General features: G+C 37.0%; 18 protein-coding genes. 1 reads left to right on the top strand and 17 read right to left on the bottom strand.

All coding sequences use genetic code 11. The features are described 5' to 3' along the window. Nucleotides 1–53: 53 nt before the first annotated feature. From KJS36_RS06160 to KJS36_RS06115, 10 genes are all read right to left on the bottom strand, one after another. Nucleotides 54–1,211 carry an aminotransferase class I/II-fold pyridoxal phosphate-dependent enzyme gene (locus KJS36_RS06160; protein WP_213535778.1) on the bottom strand — a complete coding sequence of 386 codons (1,158 nt, stop codon included), beginning with the start codon at nt 1,209–1,211 and terminating at the stop codon, nt 54–56. Next, on the bottom strand, nt 1,189–2,112 hold the full coding sequence (locus KJS36_RS06155; protein WP_213535776.1) for a hypothetical protein: 924 nt from the start codon (nt 2,110–2,112) through the stop codon (nt 1,189–1,191). The genes KJS36_RS06160 and KJS36_RS06155 overlap by 23 nt, the downstream gene beginning before the upstream one ends. Beyond that, nucleotides 2,096–2,758, bottom strand: a complete 663-nt coding sequence (locus KJS36_RS06150; RefSeq protein WP_025016772.1) for a hypothetical protein — start codon at nt 2,756–2,758, stop codon at nt 2,096–2,098. The genes KJS36_RS06155 and KJS36_RS06150 overlap by 17 nt, the downstream gene beginning before the upstream one ends. Continuing rightward, nucleotides 2,742–3,179, bottom strand: a complete 438-nt coding sequence (locus KJS36_RS06145; RefSeq protein WP_213535774.1) for a hypothetical protein — start codon at nt 3,177–3,179, stop codon at nt 2,742–2,744. The genes KJS36_RS06150 and KJS36_RS06145 overlap by 17 nt, the downstream gene beginning before the upstream one ends. 2 nt (nt 3,180–3,181) lie before the next feature. Beyond that, nucleotides 3,182–4,384, bottom strand: coding sequence for a DegT/DnrJ/EryC1/StrS family aminotransferase (locus KJS36_RS06140; RefSeq protein WP_213535772.1), 1,203 nt, complete (start codon nt 4,382–4,384; stop codon nt 3,182–3,184). Then, nucleotides 4,356–5,558: an MFS transporter gene (locus KJS36_RS06135; RefSeq protein ID WP_213535770.1), complete on the bottom strand. Its 1,203-nt coding sequence runs from the start codon at nt 5,556–5,558 to the stop codon at nt 4,356–4,358. The genes KJS36_RS06140 and KJS36_RS06135 overlap by 29 nt, the downstream gene beginning before the upstream one ends. After that, nucleotides 5,555–7,363, bottom strand: a complete 1,809-nt coding sequence (locus tag KJS36_RS06130; RefSeq protein ID WP_213535768.1) for a hypothetical protein — start codon at nt 7,361–7,363, stop codon at nt 5,555–5,557. The genes KJS36_RS06135 and KJS36_RS06130 overlap by 4 nt, the downstream gene beginning before the upstream one ends. An 84-nt stretch (nt 7,364–7,447) precedes the next feature. Continuing rightward, nucleotides 7,448–8,413, bottom strand: coding sequence for a radical SAM protein (locus KJS36_RS06125; protein WP_213535766.1), 966 nt, complete (start codon nt 8,411–8,413; stop codon nt 7,448–7,450). Continuing rightward, the gene (locus KJS36_RS06120; protein ID WP_213535764.1) at nt 8,410–9,495 is read right to left on the bottom strand and encodes a hypothetical protein; all 1,086 of its coding nucleotides are present in this window, start codon (nt 9,493–9,495) and stop codon (nt 8,410–8,412) included. Before KJS36_RS06120 ends, KJS36_RS06125 begins: the two co-directional genes overlap by 4 nt. Nucleotides 9,496–9,519: 24 nt before the next feature. After that, nucleotides 9,520–9,981 (bottom strand): nucleoside 2-deoxyribosyltransferase, encoded by a 462-nt coding sequence (locus KJS36_RS06115; RefSeq protein ID WP_213535762.1) that lies wholly within the window; start codon nt 9,979–9,981, stop codon nt 9,520–9,522. 513 nt (nt 9,982–10,494) lie between these two features. Here KJS36_RS06115 and KJS36_RS06110 point away from each other — a divergent pair. Then, entirely contained in the window at nt 10,495–11,391 is an 897-nt protein-coding gene (locus KJS36_RS06110) for a helix-turn-helix domain-containing protein (protein ID WP_213535760.1), read from the top strand. Nucleotides 11,392–11,403: 12 nt separating this feature from the next. Here KJS36_RS06110 and KJS36_RS06105 read toward each other — a convergent pair whose 3' ends face one another. The 7 genes from KJS36_RS06105 to ltrA form a co-directional block, all read right to left on the bottom strand. After that, nucleotides 11,404–13,080, bottom strand: coding sequence for a relaxase/mobilization nuclease domain-containing protein (locus KJS36_RS06105; protein WP_213535758.1), 1,677 nt, complete (start codon nt 13,078–13,080; stop codon nt 11,404–11,406). Nucleotides 13,081–13,083: 3 nt separating this feature from the next. Then, the gene (gene mobC / locus KJS36_RS06100; protein WP_213535756.1) at nt 13,084–13,449 is read right to left on the bottom strand and encodes a plasmid mobilization relaxosome protein MobC; all 366 of its coding nucleotides are present in this window, start codon (nt 13,447–13,449) and stop codon (nt 13,084–13,086) included. Beyond that, nucleotides 13,446–13,703: a hypothetical protein gene (locus KJS36_RS06095; RefSeq protein ID WP_213535754.1), complete on the bottom strand. Its 258-nt coding sequence runs from the start codon at nt 13,701–13,703 to the stop codon at nt 13,446–13,448. Before KJS36_RS06095 ends, mobC begins: the two co-directional genes overlap by 4 nt. Further along, on the bottom strand, nt 13,690–13,959 hold the full coding sequence (locus KJS36_RS06090) for a hypothetical protein (RefSeq protein ID WP_213535751.1): 270 nt from the start codon (nt 13,957–13,959) through the stop codon (nt 13,690–13,692). Before KJS36_RS06090 ends, KJS36_RS06095 begins: the two co-directional genes overlap by 14 nt. Further along, nucleotides 13,949–14,968, bottom strand: coding sequence for a hypothetical protein (locus tag KJS36_RS06085; protein WP_213535749.1), 1,020 nt, complete (start codon nt 14,966–14,968; stop codon nt 13,949–13,951). Before KJS36_RS06085 ends, KJS36_RS06090 begins: the two co-directional genes overlap by 11 nt. Nucleotides 14,969–14,983: 15 nt before the next feature. Further along, the gene (locus tag KJS36_RS06080; RefSeq protein ID WP_213535747.1) at nt 14,984–16,795 is read right to left on the bottom strand and encodes a helicase-related protein; all 1,812 of its coding nucleotides are present in this window, start codon (nt 16,793–16,795) and stop codon (nt 14,984–14,986) included. A gap of 105 nt (nt 16,796–16,900) precedes the next feature. Beyond that, nucleotides 16,901–18,580, bottom strand: coding sequence for a group II intron reverse transcriptase/maturase (gene ltrA, locus KJS36_RS06075; protein WP_244842761.1), 1,680 nt, complete (start codon nt 18,578–18,580; stop codon nt 16,901–16,903). Between the last annotated feature and the right edge of the window lie 166 nt (nt 18,581–18,746).

The following is an 18,746-nucleotide window of genomic DNA, read 5'->3' as shown; positions in this document are numbered from 1 at the left end:
ATCATAGCCGCGCGACCGCATGATCTACTTGTACACAACTCCGTCTTTTAATGCTATTCAAACGATAAACAGCAATTATCAATTCTGTCAAACGTTTCCTTTAAGACTTCCATATCTTTAGTAGCAGATATTCTGATATATTTTTCGCCAAAAGATTTACTAAATAGATTCCCTGGGGCAACTAAAATTTTATATTCTTTCAGTAACCTCTTAGAAAATTCAATTGAACTCATTCCAGTATTTTCTATATTGATAAAGGCAAACATTCCTCCTTGGCATCTTTTCATCGAAAGATATTTGTTTTTTGATACTCTAAAGAAAATATAGTTCAGCCTATTTCCCAAACATTTTTTATATTTGTCCGCTATTTCTAGATTTTCAAGTGCATAAATTCCAGCTTTTTGCGAAATTGTTGGGGCAGTATATGTTAAAAAATCACTAATTTTTCTAGCAGCATCATTTATAAATACCGGCCCAATCATGTACCCAATTCTCCAACCAGTCATGGCAAATGCTTTTGAAAAGCTCCCAAAAATGACTGTATTGTTTGGAGCATATTTGGCAATTGAAGTATATTTGGGCAAAAAACAGAGAAGATTATATACTTCATCGGAAAAAATATATATTCCATGATTCTCTGCCAATCTTGCCAATCCTTTCATTATCTCCACACTATATACCTCTCCAGACGGATTATTCGGTGAATTTAGAATTATCACTTTAGTTTTATCAGTAATTGTTCGCTCCATTTCTTCCAAAAAATTTTTTGAGTTTTTTTGGTAAAACCCATTAAAAAAAACAGGAATTCCATCACAGGCTAAAACCTGTTGCACATACGGAGAATAATAGGGCTCAATTATTATAACCTCATCTCCAAAATCAAGAACAGCTCTCATTGCCAAATACATTCCGTGCATAGCCCCCACCGTAGCTCGTATCTGCTCAGTAGCAAAATCCAACTGATATACTTTCCTATAATGCTGCTTAACGGATGAAATGAAATCATCATCTCCGTCAGGTTTTGTGTACCCAGTATTCCCCTTTAAAGCATCGGAAAATGCAAATTTAACTATTTCATGATTTGTACCTAAATCTGGTTCACCAATAGCGAGATCTATTAGTCCATTTGAGTCGTCTGATTTGCTTGAAAGCTCTGATAACATTCCATCTGCTGTTCCCTCCCACCTCTTAGCTAATCTCATCTTCTTCATTCATCTTATCCTTTCTTTCAACAAGCTGATTTTTTATAAAATTCTGAACGTACGTAATCAAATCATTTAAATCTATCATCAATTTTTCTTTCAAGATTTTATTAAAATACTCTAACCTCAATATTGTTTCTGTAGTCAAATCAAGAATTGGGACATTACTAGGACTATCAACCAATAAACAGTGTTCATAACCAAATAACGAGGGAAACGGGGAAGTTACAAGATACTGCCCTCTCTCCTCCATTCCTATTATTACTGATTTAGACAAATGAAGTCCATCTATGATTAAGTAGCTATTATCAATTTCAGAATTATCAAGATATCTATATCGTAATGCATAGCTTTCATATCCTTTCAATAAATCTTCTTCATTTATTTCTCCCAAGGGGTAAGCACTCTTTAATGGATCTAGTGTAAATGGATTAAAGAGTCCGTACAGTTTTTCAATAGGTAAGAATCCATATCTTATCTTTTTTGATAACGATGTCTCAACTTTTATATTTAAGAGATTAGACAGTTCAGAAATCAAGCTAGCTAGTTGAATACCAATATTCTTAAACTCTACATTTAAAAATGGATAATTATGACATTCTTCTGCAATTGGAAGTAGAATTTTTCCTGTTACACCAAATTTTGAAGAAAAAATGAACACATTTAATGTCTCGAGAAGAAAAGACAAAGGAAGTTTTTCAATCTTTCCCTGTGATTTATATATACAGACGCCTCCAACAACACATCTTATTTTATTTTGATTTTGATTTAAATTATATCCTCCCACTATCAGCTCTGATAGGTCATCTAAACTACTACTCCACTCTTTATCAAGAGAAGTTATTCCCATCTTTTCCCATAAATACGGATTCCCCTCTCCCAATTTTAGTGCTTTATTTCTTCCGTCCATGTCTTTCTTTCTCCAGAATTTCTCCTGCCAAAAATAATCTTTCGATACCAATTCCAAAACAACATGAAAAAATATCTTTTCTTTTTGTGAAAAAGTCACCATGTACATTTCCAGAAGCAATGGAAAACTTCTTTCCCTCTTTGTTAAATATTAATTCTTCTTTCTTTTGGTCTGAATCAATAAAACTGTCGTCAGCAATTCTCCATTCGCATTTTATTTTTAAATAGTCCTCAATAAATCCTTTTACAGCCTCCTTTACAAAATCATACTCTTTACTAAGAAATTTATCGTCTCCAGTAAGTATAATCTCAAAAACATTGAAACACTCAAGTCGTGTTTCTGAATAAGGAGTTCTTAGAGGTTCAAGGCGGTGCACCCTGTTAATTCCGAAAAATCTCCCATCGCTAAAGCTTTGCTCCTGATCAAAAAATGATAGACATGCAGCATGAACCAAATAACCGTTTCTATGAGAAGATTCGATATTCTGCGGATGAAAGTACTGTTTACTAGATAAAGAAGGAAGCCACAGATATTCGAAGTCAAGAGTTGAAAACCTATTTTTTAAATCAGTCTGAATTTTATCTATTTTCTCTGCACTCTTCCCCCGAAGATACAAGGCTCCTATGTCATTATTTATATGGTTCAATTTTTTCTACTACCTCCTTTATTTTTCTTAAAGAATCTTTACTATTCTCGCCCTGCTGGATACCAACTAGTACTTTTCCGTCCACTATTTTAAATAGAACCAATCTATCAAATTGAAATTCAAGCCATCTTCTAAAGATTGGTAGTTCTATATTTACTACTATCGCATACCAATCCGTCCAAGCAATGTTATTAAAATTTTTTGAAAGCCCAATTGACAAGTTTTCTAATGACTCGTATGATTTTTTATTTAATTCTTTTAAATTAAACTGTACATTGAATCGCGTTTCAAGGTAAGAAAATAGTTCCAGAAGCTCCAAAGATTCAATATCCTGTTCGTTAATCCTTGTTCTTGTATCTACATACTTTTTTCTCTTCGAAAACCACTTTAGCATTTCTTCAAGGATTTCTTTATTAGTCACTGTTATTTACCTGCCAAAATTTCTTTGATAATACGAGCACATTTTTTTGAATCTTCACTTGACATTTGTGTTCCAACAACAAAAGCTCTATCCCAAATAGACTTCTCATACTCTAGAAGATTTTCCTCTTCATCAGACCACCAACCTTTGGAATTCATCCAGGGCTTTAGCCAAGGAGTTTCAATTAATGAAGGATAAATCCAAGCAGGTACTCCTTCTCTATTTAGAACTTCAACTAGTAAATCTCTTCCTTTTTTGTTCCAATTAGTTGGAAGAACAATCACATTATCAAACCAAACTATTTTAGAATCTAAAGCGACATCCTTTTTTGCAAGGGTTACACCACTATCTTTTAGAATATCTGTAAAAACTCTCGCCGATTCCATTCGTAAATCTGACTTCTCTTCTAACTTTCGCAGTGAAAATCTTCCTAAAACTGCTTCCATCTCGCCACCTCTAAAATTAAACCCAGGTGTAATTGCCTGAATACTGTCACTTTTCCCGTGGTGACCGATTATTCTCATCCTTTCGCCAAGCTCTTCATCATCGTAAAGATTCATTCCCCCTTGCCCTGCACCAAATAATTTCCTATTTGAGCCAGCAAATGTCGAGATATCACCACGTTTTCCCGCAAAATCATTCCCTATTTTGCTTCCTAATGCCTGACTAGTATCCTCAATAAGATATTTAGATGAAACCTTATTTACAATGTTATCAATATCCACCACATTACCAAAAAAGTGTGTAACTAACGATAATGGGGCCTCGTAATTTACTTTAAATTCTTTTGGAAATTTTCCAAGTAAAGTGATTGGATCTGTGGGAACAAATCTAGGTCTTAATCCTGCATGATAAATAGCATTTAGGGAAGAAATAAATCCTGACGAGGTAATCGTCACATTAGTACCTTCAGGTAGCTCAAAAGCCCTAACTGCTGTAACTAATGCAGAACTTCCCGAGCTGTGAAAGAATCCATTTTTCTTTCCAATCAAATTAGCAAATTCTTTTTCAAGCTTCTTTGCTTCAGGTCCCCCACGCCAATAACATAATTTTCCACTTTTTACCACTTTTGCAACAGATTCAGCTGCTTCAACGCAAACACCTGTATCTTCATCAGGAAGTGGCAGAGCCTCCTCTCTTAAGTTATATCTAAGATTTTCTAATCTCAAAATTTCTTCAATTGTTCTCAAGTTGTTGTTTTTCATCCTTTTCTCCCATCTCAAATTTTCTTGATATAATAAAATATGTGAGTACAGAAACTCCGTTAATAACGGCCAAGACTAACACGGTAACCCATAAACCAAACGTACCTAAGACAAATCCTATTATTAGGTAACATATCCCCAGAGAAATACTGGAAATAGCATTTCCAATTGATAACATACTTGCTCGTACTTCCGATGGCAATAATCCGTGAATGTAGTTTACGTTTAATATGCTGCACATATAGGGTAAACTCGTTAGTGCAAAATATGTTACAAAATACAATCCGTTAATATGAAAAATATTAATAATGAAGCTTGCACTAGAAAGTCCCATTAGTATCCAAATTAGCTTTTTCGTGCTAATAAACTTGTTTATCTTTGGAGTAATGTAAATGGCCCCACCAGATGAAAAACGTCCTGCCATTATCAAAATTGCAATAATAGTTGTTTGGATTCCTATAATATGAAAAAACTGCTGAGAAAACATTATGAAAGATAATGCCGTACCTTCAAAAAAAGATAATATCAAAAATATTTTAAAAACGATTTTTCCATTATCATCTCTAGCGAATAGTGCCAATGTTTCCTTTAAATTTACCTTCTTTTCTTCTCCATTTTCCTCTGTAGTCTCCTCTTGAATTCCCAAGATGAAAATCATAGCAACTACTATCATTACGGATGTAAGACCATAAACCAGATTCCATGAATATTTTTGAAGAACTCCTCCAATAACTGCAGCTATGGAAAGAGAAACATAAGAAAGAGACATTGCTTTACTTAATGTTGGTAAGAATTCCTTTTCTTGATTTCTACTTTTTAAATTGTCATACAATAAGGACTCATCTGCACCTGAAATGAAGGCCATTCCCGCTCCCTCTAAAATGAACAGACCAACAAAAACTGGAAAAGATGAAAAGATTAAATAACCAATGGAAGAAATCGCTAATGCCAATAAACCTATACATACACAAAATTTTCGACCAAATTTATCTCCAAAGAATCCAGCTGGAATCTCTATAAAAAATTCACCCAACAGCAAAGCTACCTCAAGGATGGAAAGTTCTGCTACACTGACTCCTCGCTGAGTACCCAAAAAAATCATGAATATACTTTTTTGAAAAACTAAATTTGAGAAAAAGTAATATCCTAAGTATCGTCTTATAGTATTTTTCATTTTGTTTCTCCTTCAACCGAGATAAAATGTCTCCTAAGCGAAATCCCTAAATTTTGAATTGTAAAAACTGTGAAATAGTAGCCTTGCCCAGCAATTTTATCATCAAATTCAATTTCAAATTCAATTTGATCCCCACCTTTAATTTTTTTCATCTTTTTGGGTGCGTTTAAGACATTATCCTCAATATAACTTGGAACAAACCAACCAAAATAAATATCATCTGATTCTTTAGAATCAATCTCCACCTTTACTGGTATCCTCACTCCTCGCTCTACGTGATCAGGTGCATAAACGCGCATATCTGGAGTCTTCTCCATTTTAATAGCCTTATCCCCACATCTATAGCAAAATAGCATTTCAATTGAAAAATCATACATTGAAAAAGGCTTAAATTTAAAATGCAATGCATCATTACCACACTCACACTTCACAACTTCTACGCTATTTTCATCTATATACGAACGTGAAGTCTCATAATCGTCAAAACTCATTATTGAATTGAATTGATCTTTAAGAATCTCTTCACCAATAAATTCATTTAATACATTTATCTTTTGCTTCCATTGTTTCTCTGAATTTCCCATATTATTGTAAAGACTATTTCTTGAAATAGAATCTGCAGACTTTATCAAAAAATTACGTATCAACTTGCTAATCTTCCCATTTTCATCTAAAAATCCACTAATTTGATATTGCCTAGCCCTATTAATTGACTCAATTAATGCTTCAGATGGATAAGCTTTCTCAAATTCAACAGACTCTTGAGGTTCAATTCCTATTTGCAGCATACTGAGTTGGGACTGAGCACCTTTTAGTGAGGAATTAATAATGTTGGGAATATTTTGAAAGCTATTGGCTACAACCCTATCTAGTTCAATATAGTCCGAATTTTGAGCTGTAACAGCCACATTGATTGTTTTAGCCACACCATCAATTGCGTTAAGCAGTAAGCTATACTTTTCATCGTATAATGCAAGATCAGAAAAAGGTGCATTATTACATGAGCCTAGCGTTAAGTTTTGAGCAATAATATCGCATGCAGGAATCAATTTATGCTCATCTTTAAAACACCCCTGATTGCAGTACCCACATTGAGGAGAAAAAGTAACTTTTCTAGAAACTTCAATATTTCTTCCACAAACTGTGTATTCTTCAAGATTTAAATTATCTTCCTTTCCATGGCCGTATAACAACAGTGAATCCCAATTTGTGCTTAACAGGATTTTTTGAATGTCCATTTTATGCAGTTCAGGCTTATCAAATATTACAAGATTGGGAGATTGCTCCAACCATTTTTCTTTCCTTTTAAGATTTATTTTTTTACAAGATAAAATCCCATTTTGCACAGCTACATTATCGTGATTTACTTCAACAAATTGTTTTGCACATTGCCATGATAAAGAGCAAATGTCCCTCCCGATTATGGCACAAATGTTAACTTTTAATTTTTCAGCGTTGAGAAATAAAGATTTTAAATCATTGTAGCGAAAATCTTCATAAATTCCAAAAAATACAATAGAAGTATTGTGAAATTCATAATTCTTCATTTCTTCAATTGTCAACCATTTTTCGGCTAAAGCAGACTTATATCCCTCAAAGTTACTTAAACCGCTCAAGTCTACACCATAAATTACTTTTTGGGGCGTGGAAAAATTTGTATAAAAACCATTTGAGTCTTCAATTACCTTTTTTAAATTTTCACGATTTTCAACTAATACGGGTAATTGATTATTCTCGCTAAAGTCGTGACTTTTTAATGCTTCAAAGAAGTTGCTTTTTTCCGAAAATGTTTTAAAAAGTTCCATCATTTTTTCCTCTAATTTCTATTAATTATGGTGTTATACACCTGTTTAACCGCTAAAAATCAACTATTCATAAGAGATATAGAATTAATACTCCCAATCACTTTTTTCACTGTATGAACAATCCCTTTCTCCATAAAATGCAGCAGTAGAAGAGCAACCGTTACAAATTTCTTTACCATGAATTCTATATTTTTGTGCAATCCTATCAATTGCATCATTCGTATATGCAAATTTTTCATTTTCAGAAAAATGATAATAGTCTTCTTTTGGAAGTCCTCTATGAGGAAGCAATGAGCAAACATAAATGTTATTGTTTTTTGCATCATAATATCTTACCCTAGATGTCATACTACACTCCGTCCGAACTCTTGGTGGTATAGATTCCTTAAAGTACATGTTCTGCTCTTGAAGGGTATCTCCACACCACATCTTTCCAAAAGGAATTATACCATCGTCTGAAAAATATACTTTTTCAATTACTTCATGAATTTCGTCATAAGTGGCATCATATTCTATTTTTTCCTCTAATTTTAAAGCAGACAATTCCCAGTAGTCAACTCCTATTTTGGAAAATTCCTCTTTCAGTTGTGGCATCCTCTTATAATTATGAGGACCACAAACCGTATTTACTCTAGTTAGTATTCCTAACTCTTTACACCGTTTTAAACCATCTATAGCCTTATTATATAAATCCTTTATTTGTCGATTATTGTTATGATTTTCCCCTATATCATCAATACTAACTATAATCTGGCTGAGACCTGCTGCTTTCAATTTAGCTACATTTCTACTTAATAATGAACCATTAGTGATAATTGAGCACTTAATTCCTAAATCAGTAGCTTGTCTGATGTATGTAGGAAGATTTAAGTCTAGTAATGGTTCTCCACCTGTGAACCTAATATAATTAACCTTTTGTCGTAAACATTCTTCTAATATTTCTTGATACTTTTCTGGAGAAAGCCGAAAACGATCGTTAGATTTTGCAAAATTACAGAACCAACATCCTGCATTGCATGCTTCATGTAACCTGATGAACAAATACTTCATAATAGTCCCTCCCTTTCTAATAAAGTTACCAATTGATTGGCTCCATTTCCTATGATACTTCCATCCTTCCTTTGCACGTCTGCAACAGACGCTTCCAAATATTCGATAATCCCTTGGACGATTTGAAAATGATGATATACCCAAGCCTTTCTTAAAATATTTCTAACAATTTGAACTGCCAAGCATTCTTCTATCTCTTTCGATATAACATACTCATTTTCTAGCATTGCGAGAGAAATTCCCTTTTCACCGAGATTGACATACTTCTCAAGTAATAATGCCTGAGAATAATTTGAGGGAAGTAGGTAGAAAGGAGCAATATTTACTGATTTTGCTTCGAGATAGAAAGTTAATCCTGGCGTAGTAAATACCTTCTTTGATGTTCTTGCTTTAGCTAAGAAGTCGGCGTGAGAGAAGTGTTTTAATACAAATTTACCATTTTCGAATTCTCTAAATTCACTAATTTGTTCCACGTTACAAGCGAAGAAAACTCTATCGAAATTTTTAAGGTTAATTCTCTCAAAAACCTGAAGATAAAACTTGAGATATTCTTTTCCAAAATCGTCTCCCTCATACGGTGTAAAAACCCCAGATACATTAACTAAGATATCATTTGTCTTTTCCTTTTCCATGTTAGACTTTTCAATCTCCAAAATAGGATTAATAACTTCTACATTTTTTAGATTTTTTATCTTTAAATCATCTATAAATATATTTTGAACAAAATAGTAATTTGCCTTTTCTATTCCTGATATGGGACAATCCCACATCCAACTAAGACTATCAATAAAAACTTCGATTGTTTTTTCATCAATAATCTCTTGAATATGACAGTTCATAACATTGATTACCAAATCATATTCATTCGAAATACAATTCCACGTAGTCTTATCAATATTTTCAGTATCTCTTTCAATAAATGTCTTAACTGCTTTTGCATTTGTTTTCACATAATCTAGGCAATTTCCATCACCCATAAAGTCAATTAGAGCATCTCTTCGTTTAGCAATTTCATTTAGTATTGTTACCATTTTTGATGACGGGCCTAGTCCGAAATTGGTAGTTACAGCTAATATTTTCATGCCGTTTCTCCCTCTTATTTTTCGTTAAATATTATTCAAAAATTCATTTAGAGATTCCATTAATTCTTTATCATCTAGCTGCGGGAAATCCAGTTGAGATGAGTAATTTTTAATTTGTGCTGTATCAATCATTCCCAAGCCCTCGTATAACGGAGTTTTTACTCCAAAAGCATTATTTATGGCTAAAAATATTGGTTTGCCAAATGCAGAAGCCCATCCTAATTCTACTGCACACCCATAGCTATCATTTGGAAAGGCAACATAAACATCACATTTTTTCATAGCTTCGAAGTCTCGTTGAGTACAGATTTCCCCTGGTGCAATCTTTTCACCAAATTTTTCAATCTCAATTGCACAAAACACTTCATGTCCCTGACTTCTTAAAACATTGATAAATTCACAGATAAATTTTTTCCTTTCCAAACAACGCTTTTTTGACTTATCATTCAATATTCCGGTTATTGGTGTTCCTAGCAGTATTTTCATATTTGATTTCCTTTATTTTCTGGTTTCCTTAATCTTAATAGTCGTCAAACAATCAGTTATAACAGACAGGGAGCTTTGCTCTCTGTCTTGCCTTTTGTCTAGATAAAAGGGGGCAGGTAGTTTTTCCAAATAAATAAGGCTAACTGATTCAAAAAAATTTACCAAATAATAATTGGATAAGACAAAATTGCGACTGTTATCACAGTTAAGAAATAAATAAATTTATATTTCTTCATTAACTCTTTTCCTCCTTGACAATTAATTCCCCTAAGAGTAGTAATTACATTTACGTTCGTTTGGAATATTCAAACAATTATATCCGTATCACCACCTTCTACTTACACTAATTTTACAGCAGAACAATCATTATTCTACCGAACAAAATAAACAAATTTTTAAGCAATATAAACTCAAGTTTCCTTATGAAAATTGCTCTCAATAGTGGTATAATAGTGTTCGAGGCAGTATTATTTGCTCTTTTTGTGTTTAAGCAATGTAAAGGAAGAAGGTAAAATGAATAAAGTTTATCCAAATTACTCTGAAGCAGAAAAGGCCATTGGTGCTACTTTCAAGTTTCTTCGTGAGTCAAAGGGATTTTCTCAAGAAGAGGCAGCTGGTGATGAAATCTCCTCTCCACAACTCTCAAATTTTGAAAATGGAAAAACTATACTAGTAACTAATCACTTCATTGCTCTACTACGAAATATCAATGTTGATATGTTCGAGTTTCAAAATGCGTATAACCAATACCTTAGAAATAAGGATGTTCTTTTATTTAGCGTTAAGCTTTCTGATGCAGTAATGGAAAGAGATATTAGCAAACTCAAGCTTTTTTCTAAAAATCTTGAAAAATTGCTAGAAAGCAATCCTCATAATAAAACACTAAAGTTGGATAGCATTAGGATAAAATCAGTACTTTCTTTTGTCGATAAAACATGTGTCATTACCAAGAATGAACAAAGCTTTTTAATAAGTTATCTATTTAATTTGAAGGAATGGGGAATGTACGACATTCGTCTTCTAGGTACATGCGCTCAATTCATTGATCTCATAAAACTGGCTGAATTAACAAATCGGATGATTGATCCTTCGCAAATAAATATTGAGCTCTATCATGTGAAACATGCAGTCGTACAATGTGTCTTGAATATAATCAATATATTTGTAGAGCAAAAAATGTTTGAACCAGCGAGGCGACTTATTTTATACCTAGAAAATAGTGAAATTCACGAGTATTTCATGTTTGATAAACTTACGCTTATTTATAATCGTGCAAATTATTCATACAAACGGGGGGATTCAGAGGCACTGGAAGTAATGGAACAGTGCTTGAAAGTTCTGGAGTTCTGCGGTTGCTCAAAAACTGCAACTCAAGTATCTGATGAGCTTAAAAATTTGGAAAAGGAATAATTTTTATTCAGCTTATTTCAGATTCCTCTTTCCTTTCCAGCTTTCATCTACTTTATTGCTGTTTACTAGGATTACTTGATATTCGCCAATTTCCCTTATTGCATCATCATTAATCTCTTTCAACAGTCTGCGGCTAGCCTGGACCGAACCAATCTGATTTTTAATCTGTTCAAGTGTTTCGTCTTGATAATCTGAAATGTTGCTGACAATCAATTCTTTAGCCGAATCATTTAACTCTCTGATTTTATTGTCTAATTCCTTTAATCTATCTTTTGCCTCTTGCACTGCTTCAAGCAGTTGCTGCTCTAATCGCACCAACTGCTCTCCCCCCTCGGTCACCCCGTGGCTCGCTAAAAAGTTAATGGCCTCGGTCAATTCGTTAATGGTCGAAATCACTTTTTCTTTGGCGATAGGAACAGTGCCATTATAAAGGCTGAGCTGCCACATGAGGGTTGGCCCCTTCATAAAGCGATTATTGGCTGCGCCTGCCGTGTCCATGAAATAAAAATAGTCATTGGTTTTGAGGTAGAGATTATAATTACCGTCCTCTAGCAAGTCTGTCTTATAAGCACCAATGAAAATCACACCATGTTGAGCAAGCCCGAAATCCACATTAATATAAATTCCTTTGGCCGTCACATGATCAATCTGCCAAGGCTCAATCGTCACTTGATAATCGAAATCATTTTTTTTGGTTTCGATTTTTTCTTCGTATTGATTGACGACATCGGCCACAGAAAAAATTCCTGTATTCTTTTTCAGATGGGCTTCAATCCGATCCAAATTATAGCGTTCTGGGTCAGACTTGACCAAGTTCCGCCCACGCGTATTTCTTACTTGCACATCATCTAGTAAACGATAAGTCGCCCACTTACCAGAAAAGTCCACGGCTAAGTTGAGCGCTTTGGCTTTTGTTTTGAAATCGTCCAGGTCTAGCGAATGCTCCAATAAAAAGTCCAAACGCGATTTAATCCGCGACTTAAAAATATTTTCTGTCTGCCATTTGGTGTACTTGGCGTGAGAATTTTTAGGCGAGACTTCTATAATTTTTGCACCAGCTTTGGACGCAATCCGATCCGAGATTTTTTGAAAAGCCTCGTAAGTCATATCCTTGACCTTACCGTTTCTCAAACGAGGCAGCTGCCACTCAAACTGCTTGCCTGTCATCGCGTTTGTGGAATTAAAGACAATGTGATTATGCAGATGCGCTTTATCAACGTGCGTCGCAATGACAAACTCATACTCCCCACCTGTTAATTCCATAACCGTCTTTCGTCCCAACTCATGAACTTCTTCAGGGCTTAAGCCGTCTTCAGGTGAAAAGGATTGAATCAAGTGATAAGCCAGCACCGCCTGCTTGCCATTTCTTGCCCGCTCTAAACTTTTGAGAGAAAACTCCAGTCGCTTGGTTTTAGGATTAAAGACAAAATGCTCGCCATTTTCTTTGGCCGCAAGTTGTTTGGTGGCAATGAACTCTTCTGAGGCTTCATAGACATTATGGATCATGTAGCCTGATACCAACTGTTTGGCAAAAGTCTTTTCATCATTCATCACGTAAGGAAAGATATTATCCAAATGCCCTGTTACTTCGGATTTTTCGACCAAGGTCTTTGCGGCGTTCTCAATATAATCTTTGGAATTGCGCAAACGATCAATCGTGTGAATCGCAAAATGTTTGGTATAAACCATAGCCTATAGTCGCCTCTCTTCTTTTTTGACTTGCTTTAGTTGCTCACTCACAAGAGTGGTCAAATCTGCCATTTGGGTTTGCAACTGTTGAATATCCGCAGGCGAGATTTCTTGAAACTCATGCGCCAGTTTGGCTAACTGATTGATGTTATTGCCAATCCGATTGACCTCAAAGTTGAGCCTTTTGAGTTCCGAGTAATCTGTGAAATGGACTTCCCCTGTGATAAGCAAAATCCGCGCAAAGTTTTGAAAATTATTAAAGGGACTCGCTTCTACTTTGGCATTGATATAGTCATTTTCTTCATCATTAAATCGAATAAGCCGTTGATGAGAACGAGTTCGATTTTCCTGAGTGTTCTTTCCTTTCATTTTTTGTTTGTCTTTCCGCTTTTGTTCCAAAATCGGGCAGGGGAAACCCAGCTTTTCCCCTGCACCCCATTTGGGAGAAACAAACTTTCTCCCAGCTCCGCTTTCCTTTTTGCAAGCATAGTGTTTGGATATCCAAACACAAAATTTATAAAAAGCGCCGAAACTCGTTCGACGCTTTCCATAAGTTTTGGGGGTGTCCCCCAATCCCCCAGAGCACTTTTTTCTGAGGAAGATGCCGCTTTATTTTTTCCCATAAGCCACCAAAATATCTTCAATCAGGTCATTGACTTCTGCCTCTGACAACTGCTGAATCGTCGCTTTGGCCTCACGCAACTCTGCCACATTTGCCTCAATTTCTAAACGCTCATAGGCCGTAATTTTAGCATGGAGCTTGCGAATGAGCTTTCGTTGGTTGAATGTTTTCGCATGAATATCAATCCGTGGCGACTCGCTGCTGGGGTCTTTGAGTAAAATTTCTAAGACCACAAGTTGTAAATTGTCATTCGTCATTTTCTATTTTCCTTTCTGTTCGCACTGCCTGTGAGCGGGTTTTGCGTGTCGCGTTGCTCGCTTTCATTCTCCGATTCATTGCTTGCACCGCCGCATTTTCTGGAGGTTCAGGAGAAGGGAGCGTAAAAGAACGCTCTGAAACGGGCGGTGCTTGCCCCCGTCGTCTGGCTGTTTGAACCGCCATTAAGCGACGCTCAAAAGGATTTTTCCCGACGGTGGGGTCAAACGTCGCTTCTAAAACAGGGTCTAGTCGTCGAATGTTTTGCTGAAGGAGGGTGGTCAAGTGAGACAGAGTGGATTCAAAAATGAAGGGCGTCTTGCCCGTTTTCGTCCACTCCACTAACTCTGGAAAGGTCTCCTCTTCGCACGAGAGCTTGAGGTGACTAAAAAGCGCGTAGCTGATAGCGCGCACTTCAAAGTCCTTCATCCTTTCATCTAGCGTATCAACTTCTAAAGCCACCAAGTCGCGCAAAATTCTTTTAATGGTGGCTTCTTCCCCCAAGCCTTGCGGGACCCACACCTGTTTTTCATCGGGAAGGGTTCCTGACTTCAAGAAGTCAATGGCCACCTTGCCCGTCGAAAAAGCTCGAAGACCGACAAATAATTTGGAATAGCGCAAAGGTGTTCCCAAACATTCAGGGCGATTAAACAGCGTAACCCATTCTTTTTGTGAGGTATTTGTTTGGCTCACATCAAAAAGACAAGGAGACAGAGTAAATCGAGTTTCGATCATTCTCTCCCCGTCTTCCGTGGTTAATAACTGGTGGGTGGCATCTCGCTTGACGATTTTCCGTGGCACGAGCACTTCAAGCGCACGACTTTTTTTCTTAGGCAGCACCCCTAATTTCTGCCACTCCTCAAAGGTTAAGACCTTTGTCGCAGTCGGGAATTGCTTCAAGAACCGCTGAAGATTGTCCTGTGAATACCTCAGATTTTCTGCCGCAAAGCGTAAATAATGCTTGAAAGCAGACACTTCAAATAGCCCTAAAAGTTCCTTTTCGTTTTCCATTGAATCCTCCATTCTTTAACCTAGCGAAAGTTGTTTTTCAGACGGTGCTTCTTGCGTACCCTCGCGTGGTAAATCGGTTTGGTCTTGCAAGTGAGCATAGAGTTGCATTTGAATCAAACTCAGCTTGTCTTCGTTCAAGCTTTGTAAGTGATCAGGAAAAGCAATCCCGCGTGCTGTCCATGCGTCACAAAGTTGCGCGTAAGCTTCTTCCTCTTCATGAAAATCAAGCACCAATTCATCCCGCTCTGCTAAACTAAGCACCCCCTTTTCGAGCGCCATTAAGCTGTCCTGATATTGAAAGACCACATTAAAAGTTAAAGCAGCCAGCTCCTCATCAGAGAGTTCTGTCAGGTCAAAGTTTTCCAGAAAAGTCGAATCAAAGTAGTCCAATTCTTCCAAGTCGATGCCTTGAATTTCTCCTGTCACCGTTTGTTCTATGCCGTTCAGCGCAAGAAAATGCTCTGCCTCAACCGTCTCATTTTCGGTATGGTCAAGCTGAGCTTTCAATTCTTTCAGGCGTCCCATCTTCTTTTTGAACTCTTCCTCACGTGGAAAAGGCAGTGAGCGTTCGGCTTCAAGGCGTCCAATTCCTGCCTTAATTCGTTCAATTTCCTGAGTGGTTTTATCTAAATCCCAGAAGAGTTTGTCTAACTTGTTATTGATTTTAACGAGCGTCCCCAACATACTGGTGATGCTCAACTGCACATGATAATCGGTCTGTCCTCGAAAGAGAAAAGTTTCATTTTCACTTTCAAAGAGCTGCCCCTCTGGGGTCAAGCCATGACTGATGTGATAAATCTCGAACCCTCTAAAGACCGCAAGCTTGGCTTGCTGCGGCGTTTCGGTGACGTGTTGCGTGATGAGTTGATGAAAAAGTTCGGCGGCAGCTTTTTTATCGTCACTCCCGAAACGTTTTTCTTTTCCCTCGTAAAATAAGGTCATCTCAAAAGGAGCGTCTTTTGACTGATCTAATGCTGTCACATCTTTTTTTACAAGCACCGCACGTTCCTCTAAAACAGGAAGTTTGGCTTGCTCACGTTCAACACGTTTGCTTTCAGACACTTTACTCTCATAGTAACGATTCCGAGCCTGCTCTAAATTTTCAACTTGCATTTCTAATTGCATATACTCCGCTTTGACAGGGTCATCGGTCGCAATCGCCTTATAGACTGATGGGCCAAATTCGTTGTCCATTTCATCAATCTCACGGACATTAGATTTCCCACGCATCAACTGATCTACCACTCTTTTCTTATGCTCCTGAGTTTGCCACATGAAAGAATCCATAGAACCTTTGGTAATATAGATATGAATTTGGACTTCGTCATTTTCATTGCCTTGACGGATAATCCGACCATTTCGCTGGGTGCTATCGCTCGGCTTCCACGGCACATCTAAGTGGTGGACGGCAAGAAGTTTATCCTGAACATTAAGCCCCGTTCCGCCTTTACTGGTACTGGCCATTAAGATTCGGATTTTCCCTGTGCGCATATCCCGCATCATCTGCTCTTTTGTGGCATCTGTCGCTTCGTGAATAAAGCGAATTTCTTCCTCTGGAATGCCACGTAAGACAAGCAGCCGCTTGATTTCATCATACGCTGAAAAGGAATTGACAGAGCGGTCAAGATTGTAAGAGGCGTTATTTCTGTACTTCAGAGGCACCCCCGTATCCGAAAAAATCATCTGGGTTGAGCGCTCCTCTTTCGTAGCTGCCCAAATTTCATAGACGCTGTCCACAACCTGAGTGATTTTCTCAGAATCCTCCTCCGTATAGAGGTGGCTATCCAGCATCCGCATATCCATCGTGAGCTTTTTATTTTCGCCCAAAATTTTGAATAGCGATAGGTAGTAACCCTTTGAGCTTTTCGGCTCTCTGGGTTTTCCCCCGCTCCACACCGTGCATGCACCTTTCAATGCACACGGCGTTCCCACTTATTCTTCTGTTAAGTAAATTTCTGGTAAATTACATTTTTCACGATATTGGTTTAGCTTTTTCAGCTGACCTTTGGTCAGCTGAAATTGCCGCAAATAGTTTTTAATCGTTTGAGTTTCTTTCGCATGAATCAAGATATGGATTGAATGATGAACAACCGTTAAGTTATTAAAATCATCTGTCCCTCCCATGCTTCTTGGTAAAATGTGATGACAATGGACTTCCCCAGCTTCTAGGAATAGCCCAGACACCAAACATTTCCCATTTTGCATAGAGTATCTAGAGATGCGGTTGTCAAGGTATTCAAGTGAGGCATCGCCCGAACGGCTCAAAAGTTTCTGAATCTCCGCAGAGATACTACCCTTGAGTTTCTGGTGGCGAAGTGCCCGTCCCTCCTTTGTGAAGTTACACAGATTCTGGGAGAAGCAATAGGCAATCCGCCATTGAATGTCTGCCAATGGATAGAGATAAATTCCATTGATTTTGAACGTCCGACTGTGTCCCTTATAAAACTTCTTGTAGATTGGCGGGGGACTATGCGGTACCTCATACCTGCTTACCTTTTTCAAACGGTTAAAACTGGTCTGTAAGAGAGAATAGGCAATTTTAGAAAAGTCAATATTAACGCTGGTCGCAATGCCGAAGTATTGCTGTATGCCCAAGATATAAGCATTATAGTGAAGGACATTTTTCACGCTTGGACTTTTCTGTAACTTTTTCAACTGTTGGAGCAGTTGTTCTCTTATAATTTTCTGTTTCTTTTTGGAAACATGGGTATTTGCGACGAATTTCTTCTTTTTCGGTATGGCTTGAATTTCAAATCCTAAAAACTCAGACTTACGCCTTCTAAGGTTCGTTACCTTCGACTTTTCTGGCGAAACATCAAGTTTTAGCTGATTTTTCAGATAACCTTTTACGGCATGATATATCTTCCATGCCTGCTTATGGTCTTTTGTAAAAATCTTGAAATCATCGGCGTATCGAACAATATACATTTCTTTGAGATTGGATTTTTCCCTTAATGCGGAAAAACGGTCTCCCGAATATTTGTAGGGATAGCGACTTGGAAATTTTTCCCACTGGCTTTCTATCCAATGGTCTAAGTCGTTGAGTACCACATTTGCTAATAGTGGCGATAGGACCGCTCCTTGAGGCACACCTTTATCCAATACACCAACCTGTGCAACTGGAGCTTTTAACATCTTCCCAATAATCGCTAATACCCGCCTGTCTTTTATCCCAATGCTATAAAGCTGATGTAAAAGTTTGGCATGGTTCACGTTATCAAAGAATCCTTGAATATCGACATCTACGACATAATGGCACTTTGACCAGTTAATGAGATACATACTTCTGGCAATGGCATGATGAGTAGAACGATTTTCTCGAAATCCATAGGAATGGTTATAAAACTTAGCTTCACAAATTGGATTCAAAATTTGAAGAAACATTTGCTGGATAAGTCTATCTCGCATTGTTGGAATCCCTAGCGGGCGCATTTTCCCATTTGCTTTAGGAATTTCTACCCGCCGAACAGGTTGAGGAGAAAAGCGTTTGAGGTCTTCCCTAATTTCTTGGATAAATTGGTCTTTATCCTTGAATTTGAAGTCCGCAATCGTTTGATTATCTACCCCAGCTGTATGAGAGCCAGTATTCGATTTAATGGTACGATAGGCCAAAAGAATGTTATTCTCCGAGCTTATGAGTCGGTATAAATCAACACCACTCATTTGGTCATCTAAACTACGTTGATAGAGCCAATCTAATGTTTCCTGCATATCATAGTATTCGTTGTATCGTAATTTTGTACTCACTGGTGGTTTAATTCTCCTAACTTTGGTTAGT

Origin of the sequence: Lactococcus nasutitermitis (assembly GCF_018403765.1) — a bacterium.
In the GTDB taxonomy this organism is placed as follows: domain Bacteria; phylum Bacillota; class Bacilli; order Lactobacillales; family Streptococcaceae; genus Lactococcus; species Lactococcus nasutitermitis.
Note: the sequence above shows the minus strand (reverse complement) of the source record. Positions and strands in the feature narration are given on the sequence as shown.

Bases quoted from the DNA above. Each gene is read 5' to 3' on its own strand.
- KJS36_RS06160 (WP_213535778.1), bottom strand. From the start codon at position 1,211: ATGAAGAAGATGAGATTAGCTAAGAGGTGGGAGGGAACAGCAGATGGA.
- KJS36_RS06155 (WP_213535776.1), bottom strand. From the start codon at position 2,112: ATGGACGGAAGAAATAAAGCACTAAAATTGGGAGAGGGGAATCCGTAT.
- KJS36_RS06140 (WP_213535772.1), bottom strand. From the start codon at position 4,384: ATGAAAAACAACAACTTGAGAACAATTGAAGAAATTTTGAGATTAGAA.
- KJS36_RS06135 (WP_213535770.1), bottom strand. From the start codon at position 5,558: ATGAAAAATACTATAAGACGATACTTAGGATATTACTTTTTCTCAAAT.
- KJS36_RS06130 (WP_213535768.1), bottom strand. From the start codon at position 7,363: ATGGAACTTTTTAAAACATTTTCGGAAAAAAGCAACTTCTTTGAAGCA.
- KJS36_RS06125 (WP_213535766.1), bottom strand. From the start codon at position 8,413: ATGAAGTATTTGTTCATCAGGTTACATGAAGCATGCAATGCAGGATGT.
- KJS36_RS06120 (WP_213535764.1), bottom strand. From the start codon at position 9,495: ATGAAAATATTAGCTGTAACTACCAATTTCGGACTAGGCCCGTCATCA.
- KJS36_RS06115 (WP_213535762.1), bottom strand. From the start codon at position 9,981: ATGAAAATACTGCTAGGAACACCAATAACCGGAATATTGAATGATAAG.
- KJS36_RS06110 (WP_213535760.1), top strand. From the start codon at position 10,495: ATGAATAAAGTTTATCCAAATTACTCTGAAGCAGAAAAGGCCATTGGT.
- KJS36_RS06105 (WP_213535758.1), bottom strand. From the start codon at position 13,080: ATGGTTTATACCAAACATTTTGCGATTCACACGATTGATCGTTTGCGC.
- mobC (WP_213535756.1), bottom strand. From the start codon at position 13,449: ATGAAAGGAAAGAACACTCAGGAAAATCGAACTCGTTCTCATCAACGG.
- KJS36_RS06095 (WP_213535754.1), bottom strand. From the start codon at position 13,703: ATGGGAAAAAATAAAGCGGCATCTTCCTCAGAAAAAAGTGCTCTGGGG.
- KJS36_RS06090 (WP_213535751.1), bottom strand. From the start codon at position 13,959: ATGACGAATGACAATTTACAACTTGTGGTCTTAGAAATTTTACTCAAA.
- KJS36_RS06085 (WP_213535749.1), bottom strand. From the start codon at position 14,968: ATGGAAAACGAAAAGGAACTTTTAGGGCTATTTGAAGTGTCTGCTTTC.